At 63.0% G+C, this 17,663-nt stretch carries 14 protein-coding genes; 9 read left to right on the forward strand and 5 right to left on the reverse strand.

The genetic code is table 11. The features are described from left to right. Window positions 1-218: peptidase inhibitor family I36 protein (locus V6M39_RS18035; protein ID WP_442880693.1), on the reverse strand; the 218-nt coding region annotated here is incomplete at its 3' end. A 193-nt stretch (window positions 219-411) separates the two neighbouring features. On the opposite strand from V6M39_RS18035, the gene V6M39_RS05465 reads away from it, so the two are divergent. Next, window positions 412-945: a hypothetical protein gene (locus tag V6M39_RS05465; protein ID WP_332642729.1), complete on the forward strand. Its 534-nt coding sequence runs from the start codon at window positions 412-414 to the stop codon at window positions 943-945. A gap of 1,057 nt (window positions 946-2,002) precedes the next feature. Continuing rightward, the gene (locus tag V6M39_RS05470) at window positions 2,003-7,333 is read left to right on the forward strand and encodes a DNRLRE domain-containing protein (protein ID WP_332642730.1); all 5,331 of its coding nucleotides are present in this window, start codon (window positions 2,003-2,005) and stop codon (window positions 7,331-7,333) included. Between the two features lie 815 nt (window positions 7,334-8,148). On the opposite strand, the gene V6M39_RS05475 is transcribed toward V6M39_RS05470, so the two are convergent. After that, a complete protein-coding gene (locus tag V6M39_RS05475; RefSeq protein WP_332642731.1) occupies window positions 8,149-8,925 on the reverse strand; it encodes an SDR family NAD(P)-dependent oxidoreductase in 777 nt (258 codons plus the stop codon). Between the two features lie 241 nt (window positions 8,926-9,166). Between V6M39_RS05475 and V6M39_RS05480 the strand changes: the two genes are divergently transcribed. Both V6M39_RS05480 and V6M39_RS05485 read left to right on the forward strand, forming a co-directional pair. Continuing rightward, window positions 9,167-9,970 (forward strand): S-methyl-5'-thioadenosine phosphorylase, encoded by an 804-nt coding sequence (locus V6M39_RS05480; RefSeq protein WP_332642732.1) that lies wholly within the window; start codon window positions 9,167-9,169, stop codon window positions 9,968-9,970. Then, a complete protein-coding gene (locus V6M39_RS05485) occupies window positions 9,967-11,007 on the forward strand; it encodes an NAD-dependent epimerase/dehydratase family protein (protein ID WP_332642734.1) in 1,041 nt (346 codons plus the stop codon). Before V6M39_RS05480 ends, V6M39_RS05485 begins: the two co-directional genes overlap by 4 nt. A gap of 9 nt (window positions 11,008-11,016) precedes the next feature. On the opposite strand, the gene V6M39_RS05490 is transcribed toward V6M39_RS05485, so the two are convergent. From V6M39_RS05490 to V6M39_RS05500, 3 genes are read right to left on the reverse strand one after another with little or no spacing between them, the layout of a single operon-like run. Further along, entirely contained in the window at window positions 11,017-12,021 is a 1,005-nt protein-coding gene (locus V6M39_RS05490) for a sensor histidine kinase (RefSeq protein WP_332642735.1), read from the reverse strand. After that, window positions 12,018-12,728, reverse strand: a complete 711-nt coding sequence (locus V6M39_RS05495; protein ID WP_332642737.1) for a response regulator transcription factor — start codon at window positions 12,726-12,728, stop codon at window positions 12,018-12,020. The genes V6M39_RS05490 and V6M39_RS05495 overlap by 4 nt, the downstream gene beginning before the upstream one ends. Before the next feature lie 2 nt (window positions 12,729-12,730). Continuing rightward, complete coding sequence (locus V6M39_RS05500) at window positions 12,731-14,029, reverse strand: hypothetical protein (protein ID WP_332642738.1); 1,299 nt, start codon at window positions 14,027-14,029, stop codon at window positions 12,731-12,733. A gap of 113 nt (window positions 14,030-14,142) precedes the next feature. Here V6M39_RS05500 and V6M39_RS05505 point away from each other — a divergent pair, with 113 nt between their 5' ends. The 5 genes from V6M39_RS05505 to V6M39_RS05525 are packed head-to-tail and all read left to right on the forward strand — an operon-like array spanning window position 14,143 to window position 17,660. Then, a complete protein-coding gene (locus V6M39_RS05505) occupies window positions 14,143-14,805 on the forward strand; it encodes a glycosyltransferase family 2 protein (RefSeq protein ID WP_332642739.1) in 663 nt (220 codons plus the stop codon). Beyond that, window positions 14,802-15,449: a TIGR04282 family arsenosugar biosynthesis glycosyltransferase gene (locus tag V6M39_RS05510; RefSeq protein WP_332642740.1), complete on the forward strand. Its 648-nt coding sequence runs from the start codon at window positions 14,802-14,804 to the stop codon at window positions 15,447-15,449. The genes V6M39_RS05505 and V6M39_RS05510 overlap by 4 nt, the downstream gene beginning before the upstream one ends. Further along, window positions 15,446-16,090, forward strand: coding sequence for a class I SAM-dependent methyltransferase (locus V6M39_RS05515; protein WP_332642741.1), 645 nt, complete (start codon window positions 15,446-15,448; stop codon window positions 16,088-16,090). The genes V6M39_RS05510 and V6M39_RS05515 overlap by 4 nt, the downstream gene beginning before the upstream one ends. Further along, window positions 16,087-17,238, forward strand: coding sequence for a molybdopterin-dependent oxidoreductase (locus tag V6M39_RS05520; RefSeq protein WP_332642742.1), 1,152 nt, complete (start codon window positions 16,087-16,089; stop codon window positions 17,236-17,238). Before V6M39_RS05515 ends, V6M39_RS05520 begins: the two co-directional genes overlap by 4 nt. Further along, on the forward strand, window positions 17,235-17,660 hold the full coding sequence (locus tag V6M39_RS05525; RefSeq protein WP_332642743.1) for a hypothetical protein: 426 nt from the start codon (window positions 17,235-17,237) through the stop codon (window positions 17,658-17,660). The genes V6M39_RS05520 and V6M39_RS05525 overlap by 4 nt, the downstream gene beginning before the upstream one ends. Window positions 17,661-17,663 lie beyond the last annotated feature (3 nt).

Genomic DNA, 17,663 nt, shown 5'->3' on the forward strand with positions numbered 1-17,663 from the left:
CCGATGCTCTTGTACGAGCTTGTCACGTTCGTTTTCCAGATCGTTCCGGTGAAGCTGGTGCCGCTCCAGACGCAGAAGTATCCGCTCGGACACTGCCCAATTGATTGAACCGCCGGACCGCTGGCCTGAGCCGGCCCAGGTAGAGCCGCAGCCAAGAATGCAGCCAAAATGGTGAATGCGATGCGGCGTGGACGCCGACTTTTCTGTGGGTTTGTCATGCCCGTTCATCGCGGCAACCCGTCGAAATTCACGGGTCAGCTGTCACGATTCGCGCGACCAAAGTTTCCCACGCCAGAGGCAAAGAAACTTGTTGAATTTCAGTGAAAATAGGGCGACTTGTGGGATGAAATCCTGAACGCTTGAAGGGGTTTCGCCGCGATGTGCCAGCATTGGCAGATGCATCCCAAAGCCGTGACTGTATTGGCCGCGCTCGGCGCGGTGTTGGCACTCGTGAGCGGATGCGGGTCGGATTCACCTGGCAAACCTGACCCTTCGCCGACTGGTGCATCCAGTTCTGCCTCGACAATCCCGGCACAGCACCACTTGGTCCGGTTCGCAGACGCGAATGGCGAGGGCGGCGTCGTGCTCGAGAGTCCGGCTGACACGTCAAAGCTCGACGGTGTGCCCGAGGAATTCAAGGCATTCATCGCTGCCGAGCTGCTGAAGCAGCAGACTGCCTCCGGCACGGCGATGACCGATTGCCATCCAAAGGATCAACTCATCGTCGACGTCATAGACCCTGCTGGACACGCCGCGGGCAGGGTCGAATTCGCAGCATGCACGGGCGCCCGTCTCTATTGGGCCAAGGTCGATGGCAAGTGGAGGAAGGTGCTTGGAGGGCAGGTCTACCCCCAATGCGATGCCTTCAAGCAGTACGGTTTCCCGGTCTCCGTTGCCGGGGACAAGTGTTCGAAAGGCACCGAGATCGTGGCCTACTCCGCCTGAGCGGATCTGCCTAGCCTCAGCGCCCAACGACAGGTCCGGCGTTCCGGGTCAGGGTGGATCTCATGTTCTCAAAACATTTTCGCAGTCAGCTGTGAATTCTGGTGCCGAAGCGCGATGAGTCAGTGAAGTACACCCTTGGCGGCTGAAGCGTGCGTGTTTCGCGTTCAACTCGGCACTACGGGCATTGGTCCCGGGGGGCCGACGCGTCGAGTCTGGCGCAAGCTGACGGAGTCTCATGAATTTCACGAGTTCTTTGCACAACAACCAACCTTCTTCGAAGGCAGGCGCGCTAGGCCGGACGCTTCTACGGAGTATTGCGATCCTGGTGGCGCTGTCACTAGTCGGCAGCGGTCTAAGTGCGAGCGCTTTGGAAACCACGCCGGAGAAGTCGGACGGAGACGCGAAGTCTTCGAAAGTGGCGTCGCGCCCCGACCGTGTATCGGCGATGTCGACAGCGCAAGCACAGAAGTCCCGCGTAGAAGACCTCTCAGCTCGAACGGAGAGCTCGTCAAGCTTCGCTAACCCTGACGGATCGTGGACGACCGAGACATTCGCTGGCCCGACTCAGACGAAAGACAGCAAGGGAGAGCTTGCTCCACTGGACACAGAGCTCGTTCGCGAGGAGGGGAAGATCAAGCCGGGAGCGAGCGGGGAAGATGTGACCTTCTCTGATGGTGGTGACAAGACTGTGGGCACACTGCGGTCCGGCAAGGACAGGTCGGTCGGCGTCAAGATCGACAAGAATCTGCCCGCTCCAACGATCAAGGACTCCACGCTTACGTACAAGTCGGCCGCAGGGGGCAATGACCTGGTCATCCGGTCGTTCCCTGGGGGATTCAACTTCTCTGTGGTCGTGGACGAGCGCCCGTCAGCAGATGCTGACCCCTTTGAATTCGCGTTCCCACTTGAGCTCGAGGGCCTCGAAGCCACGATGGCCGAGAACGGTTCGATGCTCTTCAAGTCGGGCAAGAAGGTCGTCGCTTCGTCGAGTGCCCCGGTGATGTGGGATTCGTCTGAAGCAGAAGACAAGACTGCAGTACCCGTTGAGGCGAAGTTGGTGGAGGGCGCGCTCGTGCTGCGGCCGAGCATGGAGTTCCTCACGGACCCCAAGACTGAGTTTCCTGTGACGGTGGACCCATCAATTGTGCTCAACGTTGCGTCCGACACTTGGGTCGATTCGCTTCTGAATTCCTCGAGTCAGATCGCCTCCACCCAGCTTCAGGTCGGCAGCAGCTCCCTGGGTGTCGTGAAGGCGAGGTCGTACTTGAACTTCGACGTTTCCTCTCTGTCTTCGGATGTTGTGGTTTCGGATGCAACGGTTGACCTGACGAACTACGCGACGGGTGCATGCACTGGTACCGATCTGACGATGCGCCAGATCACTGGCAGCTGGACTCCCGGCGCGATCACCTGGAGCACGCAGCCAGCCACTGCGTCTTCGGGCACGTCGTCGTCACAGTCGTTTGGTGCGTCTGCGTGTCCTGCCGAGGGTGTTGTGTCGTTCGACGCAACCGCCATTGTCAACGATTGGATTGGCGGAGCAGCAAATCTCGGTGTTCAGATCAAGGCTGACAACGAGTCAGCCGCATCCGGATTCCGACGCTTCCACTCCATGGAGAATGGGGACGCCGCCAAGGCGCCGAAGCTTTCAATCACCTACAACACCAAGCCAGGCGTCCCGTCCAATCTTGAAGTCACTCCGACTGTGCAGGATGGCTCTGACCTCCTCACCTCGGCAACCAAGCCAACTTTCGCCGCCGGTGTCGCCGATGCAGACGGCAGCCAGGTGGAGGCCGAGTTCAAGCTCACGAAGGCTGGCGTAACAGTCGACTCCGCGACGCTTAGTCCTGTCCCTTCTGGCACCCGCGTCACGCGCAAACCTTCGACGGCGTTAACCGCAGGTACATACCTTTCGCAGTGGCGAGTGAGCGACGGGGCGTTGACCTCGGCCTGGTCACCCGCCACCACTGTCGTTGTGGACACGACGGCTCCCGCGGCCCCGACAATCGCGTGTACTTCAACGACCGCTGATGCCTGGTACGACACGCGCCCAGCGACCGCCAGCACCTGCACCATCACTGCCGGATCAGGCACCGAAAAGGTCGGCGCGATCTTGAACGGTGAACAGGTCGAATTCCCAGCATTGTCGAGCGGAACAACGTCAAAGTCGTTCGACTTGCCGACCAACGGAATGTTTGACCTCGACGTGACTGCCTGGGACAAAGCCGGAAACGGCAGTGCTAAGAGCCACACCTTCGGGATCGGCGATGGTGCGCTCACAAGCCCCCTCAGCGGCACACGATCGGTCAATCGGTTCTCCGTGAACGCAACATCGAAGTCTGGTGCTACGAACGCCAAGTTGCAGTGGCGCCTCGCCGGTGACACGACCTGGATCGATGCCACGGAGGTTAGTCAAGGCGGTAGCGCGTGGGCTGGCGCAACCACCACTCAAGGCAACATGTCGCGAACCGGCGTGGTTAGTTGGGCTGCGGCAGAAGAGTCCGGCGCTCAAAATCCGTCGCTCGTGGAGGCGCGTGTCTGCTTCAGCTTCAGCTCGGGCCCCGACCGCTGCACGGTTGTTACCAGTCTTGCTCTCGTGCCCCACGCATTTGGTGGCACGTTTCCCACCACTTCAGTGGGACCGGCGGAGGTCGCGCTCCACACGGGCGAGTTCCAGCTCGGTATGACCGATGTAGAAGTACCCGGATTGACTCTGTCGCGTAGTTACAAGTCTTACGAAGGCCCTACATCTGCGTCCGAATCGGTATTCGGCCCGGGTTGGTCAGCGAACCTCGACGGTCCCCCCACGGGGTTGGGAACCGCGACTGTTGTTGATGAGACGGCGTCAAACGGCACGATCACATTGATCGTCGATGGCGCGTCAACGATCTACAGTCATGAGTCTGGCAGCAAGGGAGCGCAGGCTGTCGGCATATACGAGCCTCAGGGTGAGGCTGAAACGTTGAACGAGAAGCTCGAAATCGTCGCCGGCACGCCCAAGACTCTGGTGCTCACCGACACCGAAGGCGCGGCGACCGTTTGGGAGCATATTTCCGGTGACACCTGGACGATCAAGAAGGTCGACGATCCGACAGCTGACCCGCCAATCACCTACACGCATGACAGCAATGGCCTTGTGACCGGCATGTACGACGGGCCAACTGGGGTGACCTGCAATGCCACCACTCAGAACCGCGGCTGTAGCGCACTGTTGCTCGACTACGTGACGGTCGCTGGGGAGAAGCGTCTCGACAAGGTCGACTTCAAGACTTGGGACCCTCAACCCGGAAGCAACGGTGCGCCTGGCACGGGCGCAATGAGCACGACGACTGTTGTCCGATATGACTACGACTCCGGTGGCAAACTGACTGCTTCCTGGGACCCGCGGTTGACCAGTGGATCCGGGCCCTTGGAGAGCGAGTACAGCTATCAGGTCGTGGGTGGTCAGACATACTTGGATACCCTCCAAACACCAGGGCTGAAGCCCTGGGAGTTCAATCTCAAATCAACGGGTGAACTCGAGACGATCACACGGCAGCAGGACTCCGCTGTGGGCGGCACGGCGACATGGCGACTGAAGTACGACGTCGCAACCAGCGGGAGCGGCTTGCCTGACCTCAGTAGCCAAGGCGTATCGGCGTGGCAGCAACCGGTTGCGCCCCTGCGCGGAACCGCAGTGTTCGGTCCGGATGCACCCGACACTTCGGACTACCGGTATGCCGACATCTTCTACTTCACGCGCGATGGAGTCGTCACGAACACGACGCATTTCGGTGCGGGAGAATGGCTGATCGATTCGCAAGCGCACGACACTCGCGGGAATCTCACCTGGAGCCTCGATGCCCACGCACTGGATGCCAGTCGTGCGGCGAACCTCGACCCCTGGGCCATCCGAAACCTCATGGGCACGCTCCACGGGTACAGCGCGGACGGCACGAGAGAGGAGTTTTCCATCGCGCCTCTGCGCTACGTGATTTTGGAAAACGGCACCGGTCTCACTGGGCGGCCGGTAACTGAGTATGTGTATGACGATGAGGCGACATCTGAGAGTGTGCCTGTCCCAGGCCGACCTACTCCGTCGACCGACCCTAATGACCCGAAACCGAACCTCGTGGTTGAGGAGCGCAACTCCATGTTGGCCGGGACGACCCAATACGACACCAGGAAGACTCGCTATCGATACGACAAGGTCGAGTCTAGCGACGCGGATGGGTGGGAGCAGGGCTTGGCCAGTCGAATCTCGACTCAGCTTGGCGGCGGATGGTCCACCGAACTCAATCGATACGACGTTCGTGGAATGCTCATCGAAACCCGCACACCGCAAGGCGTGGCAAGCCACGACGGTGCAGGTAGCGATGCCCGATCAACGACTATGCACTACTTCACAGCAGATGGTTCCAGTCCGATCGCAGGCTGCCGCAACCGCCCCGAGTGGGTGGACCTGGTCTGTCAGACTGGTCCCGCAGGCGGCAACTCACCCGTCACTACTTCCACAGGGTTCGACTACCTGCAAAACGAGACACGGAATATCGAGGCCGCGGGCTCCATGACCCGAACATCAGTTGAGATCTACGATTCCGTCGGCCGAGTCACTCAGAGCAAAGTGAACGTGGGTGGCGCTCCGTCTGGAGATCAAGCGGTTCCCGACACCACATACTCCTATTCGCCCTCAACCGGTGCGCAGGTTAGCTTTGCGGCCGGTGGATCGACGATCGCCACCACCTATGACGATTGGGGGAGAATGCTCACTCGTACTGACGGCCAAGGCAACACCGCGACCATTTCCTACAATGCTGCAGGAAGAGTTCATACTCTCGATGACGGCAAGGGAAGTTATACGTACACCTATGACGGCTCAGATGCCCGTGGGGAGGTAGAGCGTCGCGGTCTAGTCACCAAGTTGGACGTCGGCCTGCCCAGTGGACCTGACGAATTCAAGTCGGCATATGACACAGGCGGCAATGAGATCGAACGGCAAATGCCAGGGGGCATCATCGCCAAGTCGACCTACGACCACGTAGACAGGCAAACTGCGCTTGTGTACAGCCGCGATGGGGTGGTCCTCACTGGACAGCTCGCCCAATACGACGCTCAGGGTCGGATTCGGTTAGCCCAGTCGGTACTGACTCACAAGGAGTTCAAGTTCGACGGCCGGGACCGACTAGTCGAGGTCAAGGACCACTTTTTCCTTGGTGGGTGCACGACACGCAAGTACGAGTTCAGCCTTGACTCCAATCGGACGAAGCTTGAGACATCGGCCCCTACCGGCGACGGGTCCTGCACTGACGCTTCTCCGGTGACCGATACGAGCACATTTGACGCGGACTCCAAGATCACCGACAGCGGCTACGCCTACGACGATCTCGGGCGAACTCGCACGCTGCCGGCCGTCGATACAGATCAGCCGGCTGGCTCGGCAGCCTCAATCGACTATCACTCGAACGAGATGGTCGCGAAGATCGAGCAGGGGACGCAATCCAACACACACACGCTCGATGCCGCCTCGCGCATCTCGACGACGACAAGCGCCACAAGTGGCGTCGATTTGAAGGAGGCGACGAATCACTACGCTGATAACAGTGACTCCCCGAGTTGGGTGGACACCGCAACTCGCCCCGATGGATCTACGTCCTGGACGAATACCTGGACACGCTGGGTCAGCGGCCCCGACGGTCAACTCGCAATAGAACAGGGGTCGGACGGAACAAGCCGCCTGCAAATTACGGACATGGTCGGGGACATCGTTAGCACACTGCCAATTTCTGGGGGCGGACTTGGGCTGCAGAACTATCAAGAGTTCACTGAATACGGACTCCCCCATGCAGACATGCCGCAGTTTGGTGGTACGTACGGCCCACTTGGCGCACACCAGCGATCCGCAGATGGTGTTGGTGGCTTGACCCTGATGGGGGCTCGGCTCTATAACCCCATCACGGGACGGTTCCTATCGCGAGACCCCATCGCTGGTGGCAATGACAACACATACATCTATCCGGCTGATCCGATCAATCAGTCTGATCTGCTCGGAACTGCGCTCGAGTATGGCAAGTGGTCGAAATGGAGATACATTGGCACGTCGTACTCAAAGCGCAAGAGTGTTTTCTCGTTTAAGGGCAAAGTCCCTGGGTGGGTGAACAAGTACCTTGTGGGCGCTGTCACAAAAGTTCGGATTGAGATCAAGTTTAAGTACAAGTCGTACTACAGGATCCGAATGGTCTACAACGCCGCCTCAGGTCGGATAGTTGCAGCTCAGACGCAGGAGAAGGATGTCATCGGTATGAAGAGGTGGATGTGCTATGCCATCCTCTCGTGGTGCTACTCCACAACCGGCGGAGTCTACGAACGGATGGAAACCACGTACTCTCGAGTTCGTTTTTGGTACTGGTGAAATGGAGCTTGAGGTGCGAATGGACAACCGATCTGGCGGACCGAAAAGGTACGCTTGGGCGCTCGGACTGGTTCTGGTTGTAGTCTGCTCAGCGTTTGGGGCTATTGCCGCGCTCGATTCCGTTGGTCTGTTGGCCGGGTGGTCAGAACTTGGCGTTCAGCCTCGCTTCACGGAGATTGTGATGCGTGTATTCATGGTGTTACTCGCTGCGGCAGGGTGCCTAGCCTCCCTATTGTGTATGTCGCGAGGCTCGGCTACATGGATCCTCTGGTCGGTGCTCTTGACCGCCGCTCTGGGGGTGTCGTTCGTTGAGACTTTCGTCCAGGTCGACGGAATCTAGCCCATTGTGGGAAGTCCTCGTAGGCAGGCGATCGGGAAGATGACCGCTTCCAATGATGCCCACTCACTCAGCACATACCTGGGTCGAGCCTGCCACGCCACAACGCCAAACCCATGGTCAGCGGGCTGTTGGGACCGACGAGTTTCTCGGCTTGATCCGTGACAGGGTCAAGGCGATGCCAGGGAAACCTGACATGACGAACCCACTCGGACCGGCGGAGTGTTGACACTTGGTGTCGACTCGCTCGACACAGGTGTACGTACGGCGGTGTCTGCGTCCGACTGAGGTCGAGAATCTGGGGGGAATATTGGGGTGAGCCCGGCCAGTTGCCGGTATCGCTGCTGGTCAGGGGAGCGGTGGGCACGGGCTGTAAATCAGACGGCAACGCCTACGCAGGTTCGAACCCTGCACCTGCCACACAAAAGCCCGGCTCCGTCACGGAGCCGGGCTTCAGTGTTTCCAGAGTTTCGTAAACCTACTTGGGAGGCATCCGGATTGCGCCGTCGACGCGAACCGTCTCGCCGTTCATGTACGAGTTGGTGACGCACTCGATGACCATGCTGGCAAGTTCGTCGGGAAATCCGAGTCGCTTCGGAAAGTTGACCGATTCGCCGAGCTTGGCCTTGAACGCCTCTGAGGCTTCACCCTCGCCGTAGATCGGGGTGTCGATCAGGCCGGGAGCGACGGTGTTGACACGGATACCGGACGCGGCAAGGTCGCGGGCGATCGGCAGGGTCATCCCGACGACGCCACCCTTGGACGAGGAGTAGGCGGCTTGGCCGATCTGGCCGTCGAAAGCAGCCACCGAGGCGAGGTTGCAGATGGCGCCTCGTTCTCCGGACTCCAGTGGATCGGTGCGGCTGATTGCCGTCGCGGCCAGGCGTGTTGCGTCGAAGGTGCCGATCAGGTTGATCTGGATGACCTTCTTGTAAGCATCCAGGTCGTGTGCGGAGTCGAAGGTGCCGTCGCGGCCGATCGTGCGCTGGGCCCAGCCGATTCCGGCTGAGTTGACGAGCACTCGCAGGGGAGCGAGTTCCTCGGCGGCGGCGATCGCAGTCTTGATCTGTTCGGTGTCGGTCACGTCGACCCGGATGAATACGCCCCCGATCTCGCGCGCGAGGGATTGGCCGTCGTCCTCCTTGAGGTCGGCGACGACAACGAGCGCGCCCTTGGCGGCGAGTTGACGGCTTACAGCGGCGCCGATGCCCGACGCGCCTCCGGTGACGATGGCAGATGCTCCAGAAATTTCCATGGGAGGACGCTAGCGCGTGGCATCGATCGGGTGGGCTTGGGGCCCGAGGAACGTGACCAGAAGTGAGGCTGAAAGACGCAGCGACGGGAGCGACCCTGCACCGGCCACACGACAAGCCCGGCTCCGTCACGGAGCTGGGCTTCAGTGTTTCCCGGGTTCTTGTCGTGACGAGTCCGTGACGAGTCCGTGACGGTCTGAGTTCGATCGGCCCGAACGGACGCGCGGATGACATGCTCGGGACATGAGCGAGTTCGAACGTCCTGACATCGCCGTGATTGGCGGCTCCGGCTTCTACACCTTCCTTGACGATCCACGAGAGATCGAGATCGAGACTCCGTATGGAAAGCCATCGGCTCCGATCGCGATCGGCAAGGTCAGCGATCGTGCTGTCGCATTCCTGCCGAGGCACGGCGCCAACCACCAGTTCCCAGCCCACCAGGTCAACTACCGCGCCAACATGTGGGCGCTGCGAAGTCTCGGCGTACGGCAGGTGCTTGCTCCCTGCGCGGTCGGCGGACTGCAGGTCGAACACGGGCCGGGCACGTTCCTTGTGCCGGATCAGTTGGTCGACCGGACCACCGCGCGGATCCAGACGTACTACGACGAAGGCGCCTGCCACGTGTCGTTCTCCGATCCCTACTGCTCACGGCTGCGCGGTCACCTGCTCAACGGTCTCGCCGCGAACGACCCCGTCGACGGCGGCACGCTGGTGGTGATCGAGGGCCCACGCTTCTCGACACGCGCGGAGTCTCGCTGGTATGCCGCGCAGGGGTGGGCCGTGATCGGTATGACGAGCCACCCCGAAGCGATCCTCGCCCGCGAGATGACCCTTTGCTACGCCACGGTCTGCCTGGTCACCGATCACGATGCGGGCGTCGATGAAGCAACGGCAGTGAGCGTCGACGCTGTCTTCGAAGTGTTCGCCGCCCACACAGACACGCTGAAATCGGTTCTGACCGACGTGATCGGCGGCCTCGGTACCGAGCGCGACTGCCTGTGCTCGCACGCCGTTGATGGCATGAACCTGCCGATGGAGCTTCCGTGAAGGTTCTGGTCACGGGGGCAGCGGGGTTCATCGGTGCCCACATCGTCGACCTGGCCAAAATCGCCGGACACGAGGTCGTCGCGGTCGACGGATTCTTGTCCATGGCTCACGGCGAGAGGCCAATCGTCGGACCAGGTATCGAACGTCGCGACATACGACACGATCCGCTGGACCAGCTGCTCGAAGGCGTCGACGTCGTATGCCACCAGGCGGCGATGGTCGGCAATGGCATCGATGCGCAGGACCTCCCCGGCTACGCCGAGCACAACGACGCCGGAACTGCTCACCTCCTGGCGGCAATGGCTCGCACTGGTGTCAAACATCTCGTACTTGCCTCGTCGATGGTGGTGTACGGCGACGGCCGCTACACGTGCCCACAGGACGGGGACGTGCCGCCGGCCGCGCGCCGGGAGGACGATCTCGAGGCTGGGCGCTTCGATCCGCTCTGCCCGATCTGCGGCGGTGACATCAAGTGGCGTCAGATCGCCGAGGACACACCGTTCCTGCCGCGCACGAGCTATGCCGCCTCGAAGGTTGCGCAGGAGCACTACGTCGGGGCTTGGTGCACGCTTGAGGACGCCCGGGCGATCGCGCTGCGCTATCACAACGTCTACGGCCCGGGTATGCCCGCGGACACACCCTATGCCGGCGTCGCAGCGATCTTCCGCTCCGCGATCGCGCGCGGCGAAGCGCCCAAGGTCTTCGAAGACGGCGCTCAGATGCGCGACTTCGTCCACGTCAGCGACGTGGCCCGCGCCAACGTTCTCGCGATCGAGCAGGTGGCCCGGCACGGGACGGGAGTGACGGCATACAACGTCGCGTCGGGGCATCCCTTCACGATCGGGCAGATGGCCGCGACACTTTCGAACGCTGCCGGCGGAGACGCTCCTGTTGTCATAGGCGACTATCGGCGCTTCGACGTACGCCATGTGGTCGCCTCTCCGAAGGCCGCCGCCGATGGACTGGGCTTCCTCGCCGAAGTCCACCCAGAGGAGGGGCTGGCTCGTCTGGCGACCGATCCGCTGCGACGTCGTTGAGCCACGTCCTCAAGCAGCAGGCAGGCGGATCTCGAACTGGCACCCGGACTCGTGGTTGCGGACGTCGATCCGGCCAGATTGCGCGTCAAGGAGCCCGCGGGCTATCGCCAGACCCATGCCCGCGCCTTCCCCCTGGGACCCGCGCGCCGCAGTGCCGCGAAATCCCATGTCGAAGACCTTGGCGAGGTCGTGGTCCGGGATCCCCCCGCACGCGTCTTCGACCCGGAGCCACACCTCTGACCGGTCGGATCCGATCGACACTCTGACGGTGCCCCCGTCGGGCGTGTGCCGGATGGCGTTCCCAAGAAGATTGTGCAGCACTCTCATCAGCTCGGGAGCTGCGCCGACAGCGAGCGTTCCGTGTGGCCGGCCGTTGACGGTGACCTGCACGCCGCGGCGTTCAGCCGTGAGTGCCGCGGCTTCGACGGCAGAGCGTACGACGTCGTCGACCGTGATGGGACCCACGTCAAGAGACAGCGTTCCGGCGTTGATCTGAGACATCTCGAACAGGTCGTCGATCATGGAGGCAAGTCGCAGAGTCTCGGAACGAATCAGCTGGGCGTACTGCTTGACGTCCTCGGGCGACGACACGACGCCGTCCTCAAGCGCCTCCGTCATGGCTTGCACACCGGCGATCGGTGTACGAAGGTCGTGACTCAGCCAGGCGAGCAACTCCCGGCGCGACCGCTCGGCGCTGCGTTCCCGCTCGAGCGCTTCGCGCTCCCAGACGATCTTGCGGGCCAATGAACTGCCGAGAACGATGGCGCTGGGCACGCTGACCGCCGTCACGACGAGCCAGACGGTGGCGGTACGGCGCAGTTCCGTCGTGAACATGAACTGGCTCGTGCCGACCACCCCGACGATGATCGCGACGAGGGGCACCAGGGTCAGCAGGACGATCGAGGTTGTCAATGCGCGAGCCTGCAGCCGGCGGAGCACGAAAGCGCCGATGGCGACGATGCCCAGTGAGCTGAGGAGCCCGATGAAGAGCGCATTCAAGGTGTCGGAGTTCATGTCACCGGGTCCCAGCGGTAGCCGAGACCGTAGACGGTGACGATCCGCTTGGGATCGGCCGGGCGGGCCTCGATCTTGTGGCGCAGTCGTTTGACGTGCACGGTGACCGTCGAGTGGTCGCCGAACTCCCAACCCCACACGTGCTTGAGGAGATCCTCGCGACTGAACACCTCTTGCGGATGGCTCAGGAAAAAGTGCAACAGGTCGAACTCGCGTGATGTCAGGGGGAGCGCGACCCCTGACTGGAGCGCTTCGCGGGCGATGGGGTTGAGCGTCAGGTCGCCGTCGGTTCTCAGCCCGTCGACCGTTCTGTTCTCAGCTGGGGCGAGGCTGCGACGTAGGACCGAGCCGATGCGCAAAGTGAGCTCCTTGACGCTGAACGGCTTGGTCACATAGTCGTCAGCGCCGCTTGTCAGCCCGGCAATTCGGTCGTCAGTCTCGCCCAACGCCGTCAGCATGATGATCGGCACGGCCGAGCCGTCGGTCTCACGGAGCTGCCGGCAGATGTCGAGTCCGTTCACCTCAGGCAACATCACGTCGAGCACGATCAGGTCGGGGGACAGGTCGCGGGCGGCGGCAAGTCCGTCGCGGCCGTCCGTGGCGACCGTGACCTCGTACGACTCTTGTTCCAGGTAGCGGCGCAGGACGTCACGCATCGCCAGGTCGTCCTCGATCACGAGTACGTGAGGTCGTGCGCCGATCACCATGCTCACCACCTTGTCAGCAGCAGCTGTTGGACGCACAGGGCGAGGACGACCTGGGACAGAAGGGCGGGACGATGCCACCGTGCTGGGAGGAGTGTCGGGAGGGCGACAATCCAGATCGTGAACGGCAGCCAGATGCGCTCGACCTCGGCCTTGCTCATGCCAGACAGGCTCGCGACGAGCACAGTCAGCAGGGCTGCGCCGGCGAGGCGAGCCAAGACATCTCCCTCCCGGAATGCGCGGGCAGCCCGGGGGAACGCCGCCCAGACGACCAGACCCACGGTAAATGTCCAAGCGGCGAAGTCCGCCCACACCCAGTAGGAGTACGCCCGTTCAGAGGCAATGCCGTCGTAGTAGCGCTCTCGCAGTACTGGGTACGCCTCCCACCACGCGAAACCGACTGCGGTGAAGATCGCGGCGACCACCGCTGAGCCGCCGAGCGCCCACGGCAGCGGCTTCCACGTCCGGGCGATGATCAGTACTGCAACGGCGAGGATGCCGAGCAGCACCAGCCCGTACGAAAGGTAGACGCACAGACCCAACAGCAGCCCGGCAGCGATGGCGGGTAGGGCTCGTCGGGAGACGGCCGCGATAGCGAGCAGCGCGATGCCCCACGCGGCGACCGCTGTGAACAGCGCATCGCCGTCGACGCCCATCCACACCGCAGTCGGTGCCAGCACGATCCACGGCATGGCGCGACGCGCGAGGTTTGCGGATCCGAGCGTCTTGAGAGTCACCAGCACGGCGACGGCGGCGGTGCTGCCAATCGTGACGACGGCGACGCCGATCCAGAACGGGTCGGTGATGCCGAGGCGATCCAGCAGCACGAAGAAAAGCAGCGCTCCCGGCGGATGGCCGGCGACGTGGGTGTGCCAGTTGTCCGGCGAATCCATTGGTATGTGGTCGACGAATGTCTGCAGCATCGTCGCGATCGAGTCGACCCGCTGCGCATCGTAGACATACTCGCCCGGTCTTTCGAAGACGCGCGCCAATCCGTCCGAGCCTTCTGTCATCGCCAGTGCCATGGTCCAGATCCAGGTTCCGGCAAACGCGGTCACCAGCAACACTCGCCAGGTCGCTCGCTCGGCGATCCGAGGGAGCGCTGTCCAGAGAATCAGGCCGATGGCGATCGCGGGCAGGGTGAGCAATCCGAAGCGAGGATCCCAGTCAGCATGAAGTGGCGGCCAGTGCACCCGTACGTCCTCACCGGTCCACGCCGGGACGGCGATCGCGACCCCGACGAGCGCCAGCCCCGCGGCTGCCGAGACCAAGGCGGCGCGGGTGGAGGACAGGGAAGCAGGCACGCTCGCCAGCCTAAGTTGGGTGGGGCAGTCCTGCGGGCTGCCGAGTCCTGATGTCACGGGTCCGTCACCCCATAGATGTGGTGGTCGTGCGTTGGCTTGCATAGCGTCGAACCATGGATCCGAGCAGCTGCGATGTGGTGATTCCGTGTCGCGACGAAGCCGCCGCTCTACCGTTCGTGCTCGCCGAGGTGCCACCGGGCTGGCGGGCCATCGTCGTGGACAACGGTTCGAGAGATGGCACGGCGGACGTCGCTCGCTCGTTGGGTGCGTCGGTCGTCGACGAAGCGCAGCCGGGCTATGGGGCGGCCGTTCATGCCGGAGTGTTGGCCGCCGAGGCGGAGTTCGTGGCGGTGATCGACGGTGACGCGTCGATGCGGTTGACCGATCTGGTGCCCATGCTTGAACTCGTGCAATCGGGGGAGGTGACGATGGCTGTGGGCCGACGTCGTCCGATCGGACGCGGTGTTTGGCCGTGGCACGCCAGGTTGGGGACGCAGCTCCTTGCCACCTGGATTCGGCGTCGTTCGGAATTCCCCATCCACGACCTGGCACCCATGCGGGTGTGTCGTCGCGAAGATCTGCTGGCGCTGGCCGTCGAGGATCGCCGATTCGGCTATCCACTCGAGCTCATGCTGAGGGCGTCCCGTGCCGGGTGGACAGTCCGTGAGTTCGACGTGGCCTACGACCGTCGAGCCGCTGGTACGAAGTCCAAAGTCTCCGGATCGGTGCGGGGTACGGCTCGTGTGGTGCAGGATTTCGCCAAGGTGCTGCGATGAGCGAGCCGACTCTGCTGATCGTCGCCAAAGCGCCCGTCCCGGGCCTCGCCAAGACGCGCATCGCCGCCACCATCGGCAACGCCGCGGCTGCCGATCTCGCGGCGGCAGCTCTGCTGGACACCCTGACGACGGCAATTGAGGTCGGATGGCCGGTAGTCGTGGCAATGACAGGTGACCTGGGTCAGGCCGCGAGGGCGGATCAGATCGCCTCGGCGCTCGCCGGGTGCCGGGTCATCAGCCAACGCGGAGGCAGCCTCGGCGAACGGCTCGCACACGCGCACGTTGATGCTGACGTCGGCCGTGGGGTCGTGCAGGTGGGGATGGACACCCCGCAGCTCGGGGTCAGCGACTACCTCGCCGCTGGCGACGCCCTACGCTCCGGATTCCCCGTCATCGGGCCTGCCGCTGATGGGGGTTGGTGGCTGCTCGGGCTGGCAGACTCCGCTGAGGCACACGGTTTGAAGCGGGTCGCGATGTCGCAGGGTGACACCGGAACCCAGACCGAGGACGCTCTCGGCGGCGAGGTCGTACGCCTGCGGGTGGTGCGCGACATGGACACCTGGGACGACGCGCTGGCGATCGCGAAGGAGAGCCGCACCTCGCGGCTGGCTCACGCCGTACGGAACGTCGAGGTCGCCGCATGACCCTGGTGTTCGAGGCGGTGAGCGCGTACGACGAGGCATTCGCAGGCAAGGTGGCGCACGTCGTCGACCACGGGGGTGAGTCCCAGCCGTTCGCTGTCGATCAGTGGTCGGCAGCCCCCGATCAGGCGGATTGTGCGCTGTTCATCAACCCGTGCAACCAAGCCACGATCGACATCGGCTGCGGGCCGGGTCGCCTCGTCGCGGAGCTGGCTGCACGGAAGGTCCTGGCGATGGGAATCGACGTCTCGACCGAAGCGGTCAGGCAGACCCGGAGCCGCGGTGCTCTGGCGTTGCGCCGCGATGTGTTCGGTGCGTTGCCAGGTGAGGGCCGCTGGTCGTACGCGCTGCTGGCCGATGGCAATCTGGGGATCGGAGGGGATCCCGTACGGCTGCTGTGGCGTCTGTCGCAGCTGTTGGCGCCGGGAGGAGTGGTGATCGCCGAGGTTGCGGACCACGGCACTGGATTCGTACGTGATCGTCGACGCCTCAGGGTGGACGGAAGACTCTCGTCGTTCTTTGACTGGGCCGTCGTGGGTCTTGACGCGATCGGGGCCGTGGCCGCCAACGCGGGGATGACGGTCGTCAGCTCGCAGAGCATCGGCGGGCGGCACGCCGCGACGCTGACGAAGGTCGCAGCATGAGGCTCCCCACCGTCGAAGACATCGAGAAGAGGCTTCCCACGCCGGAGGATTTCACCAGCCGAGCCCGCGGCACCGAGCTGACCGCCCGCGTCGGCGTGGCGCTCGGCATCACGTTCGGCATTTGCTTCCTGACAGGTGTTTGGAGCCACTATCAGTACGCGTCGCCAGGGTGGCTGCCGATCGGTCCTGACCCGGCACAGCTCTATCGCGTCACGCAGGGATTGCATGTCATCTCCGGGATAGCTGCGATCCCACTGCTGCTGGTCAAGCTCTGGTCGGTCTACCCGCGTCTTTTCATCCTGCCGAAGAACCTGATCGACGCCGTCGAGAAGATGTCGATCGGTGTGCTGGTGGCTGCGAGCATCTTCCAGCTCCTCAGCGGCGCGCTCAACATCGTGCAGTGGTACCCGTGGGAGTTCAGCTTTCGTCGCACCCACGAGGCCGTGGCCTGGATCGCGATCGGCGCGCTGCTCGTACACATTGCCGTGAAGCTGCCGGTCATACGTGACGCTCTCGGCGCGCCGCTTGAGCAGGGAATGTCCACCGACGAGCACGGGCCGACCAGACGCTCGGTGTTGCTGGGCGTGAGCGCTGCCTCAGGTCTCGCGGTGCTGCTGACCGCCGGACAGACTGTGCCATTCCTGCGCAAGATCTCTGTGTTCGGCGTACGTGATGGCGAAGGTCCACAGGGATTGCCGATCAACCGTACGGCCAAGGCAGCCGGAGTTGGCAATGCTGCTCTTGATCCGGCGTTCACTCTGGAGGTCACCGTTGCCGGCCTGACTACGACGTTCACCCGCGATCAGCTCTCGGCCTTGCCGCAGCGCACCCATCGGCTGCCGATTGCCTGCGTCGAGGGCTGGAGCCGCAGCGCCCTGTGGACCGGCGTATCGGTTCGCGACCTCATCGAGCTTGCCGGCGGAGATCCAGACTCGGTTGTCGAGATCTCGTCGATGCAGACGATCGGGGCTTTCCGCACCTCGAGCCTGCCAGCCGACTTTGTCGGGGATCATCGGACTCTGCTGGCGCTGGAGCTCAACGGAGAGACGCTCTCACTCGACCATGGCTTTCCCTGCCGCATCATCGCGCCGAACCGTCCGGGCGTACTGCAGACGAAATGGGTCCGACGGCTGGAGGTCAGGTCATGAGGGTGATGCGCGCCGTGCTGTTGACCCTCGGTGTCTGCTCGGGACTGTGGGGACTGTTGCTCATGCGCGGCTTCACCTCGACGCAGCTCATCTCAACCGGCACGTTTCTCGCCGGCGGGGTGATCGTCCACGACGCGATCCTTGCGCCGGTCACGATCGCGCTCGGAGTACTTGCAGCACGGTTCCTGCCGGGCCACTTCAGGGCTGCCGTCGGCATCGCGTTCCTGATCTGGGGCACGCTGACTCTGGCCTTCTTCAACGTGCTTTCTGGCCAGGGCGGCAAGCCCGACAACTTCACGGTGCTCGACCGTCCCTACCTGCTGAGCTGGGTCGCCCTGACGGTTGTGATCGCGGCGATGACGATCGTCGTTGCCTACCGGCGGCGCCCGGACTCTGGTTCCACCGATTCTGCGTCGAGATGATCG

Origin of the sequence: Aeromicrobium sp. (assembly GCF_036675695.1) — a bacterium.
In the GTDB taxonomy this organism is placed as follows: Bacteria; Actinomycetota; Actinomycetes; order Propionibacteriales; family Nocardioidaceae; genus Aeromicrobium.

Coding starts and splice junctions, on each gene's coding strand:
- V6M39_RS05475 (WP_332642731.1), bottom strand. CDS start 8,925: ATGGAAATTTCTGGAGCATCTGCCATCGTCACCGGAGGCGCGTCGGGC.
- V6M39_RS05480 (WP_332642732.1), top strand. CDS start 9,167: ATGAGCGAGTTCGAACGTCCTGACATCGCCGTGATTGGCGGCTCCGGC.
- V6M39_RS05490 (WP_332642735.1), bottom strand. CDS start 12,021: ATGAACTCCGACACCTTGAATGCGCTCTTCATCGGGCTCCTCAGCTCA.
- V6M39_RS05495 (WP_332642737.1), bottom strand. CDS start 12,728: ATGGTGATCGGCGCACGACCTCACGTACTCGTGATCGAGGACGACCTG.
- V6M39_RS05505 (WP_332642739.1), top strand. CDS start 14,143: ATGGATCCGAGCAGCTGCGATGTGGTGATTCCGTGTCGCGACGAAGCC.
- V6M39_RS05510 (WP_332642740.1), top strand. CDS start 14,802: ATGAGCGAGCCGACTCTGCTGATCGTCGCCAAAGCGCCCGTCCCGGGC.
- V6M39_RS05515 (WP_332642741.1), top strand. CDS start 15,446: ATGACCCTGGTGTTCGAGGCGGTGAGCGCGTACGACGAGGCATTCGCA.
- V6M39_RS05520 (WP_332642742.1), top strand. CDS start 16,087: ATGAGGCTCCCCACCGTCGAAGACATCGAGAAGAGGCTTCCCACGCCG.
- V6M39_RS05525 (WP_332642743.1), top strand. CDS start 17,235: ATGAGGGTGATGCGCGCCGTGCTGTTGACCCTCGGTGTCTGCTCGGGA.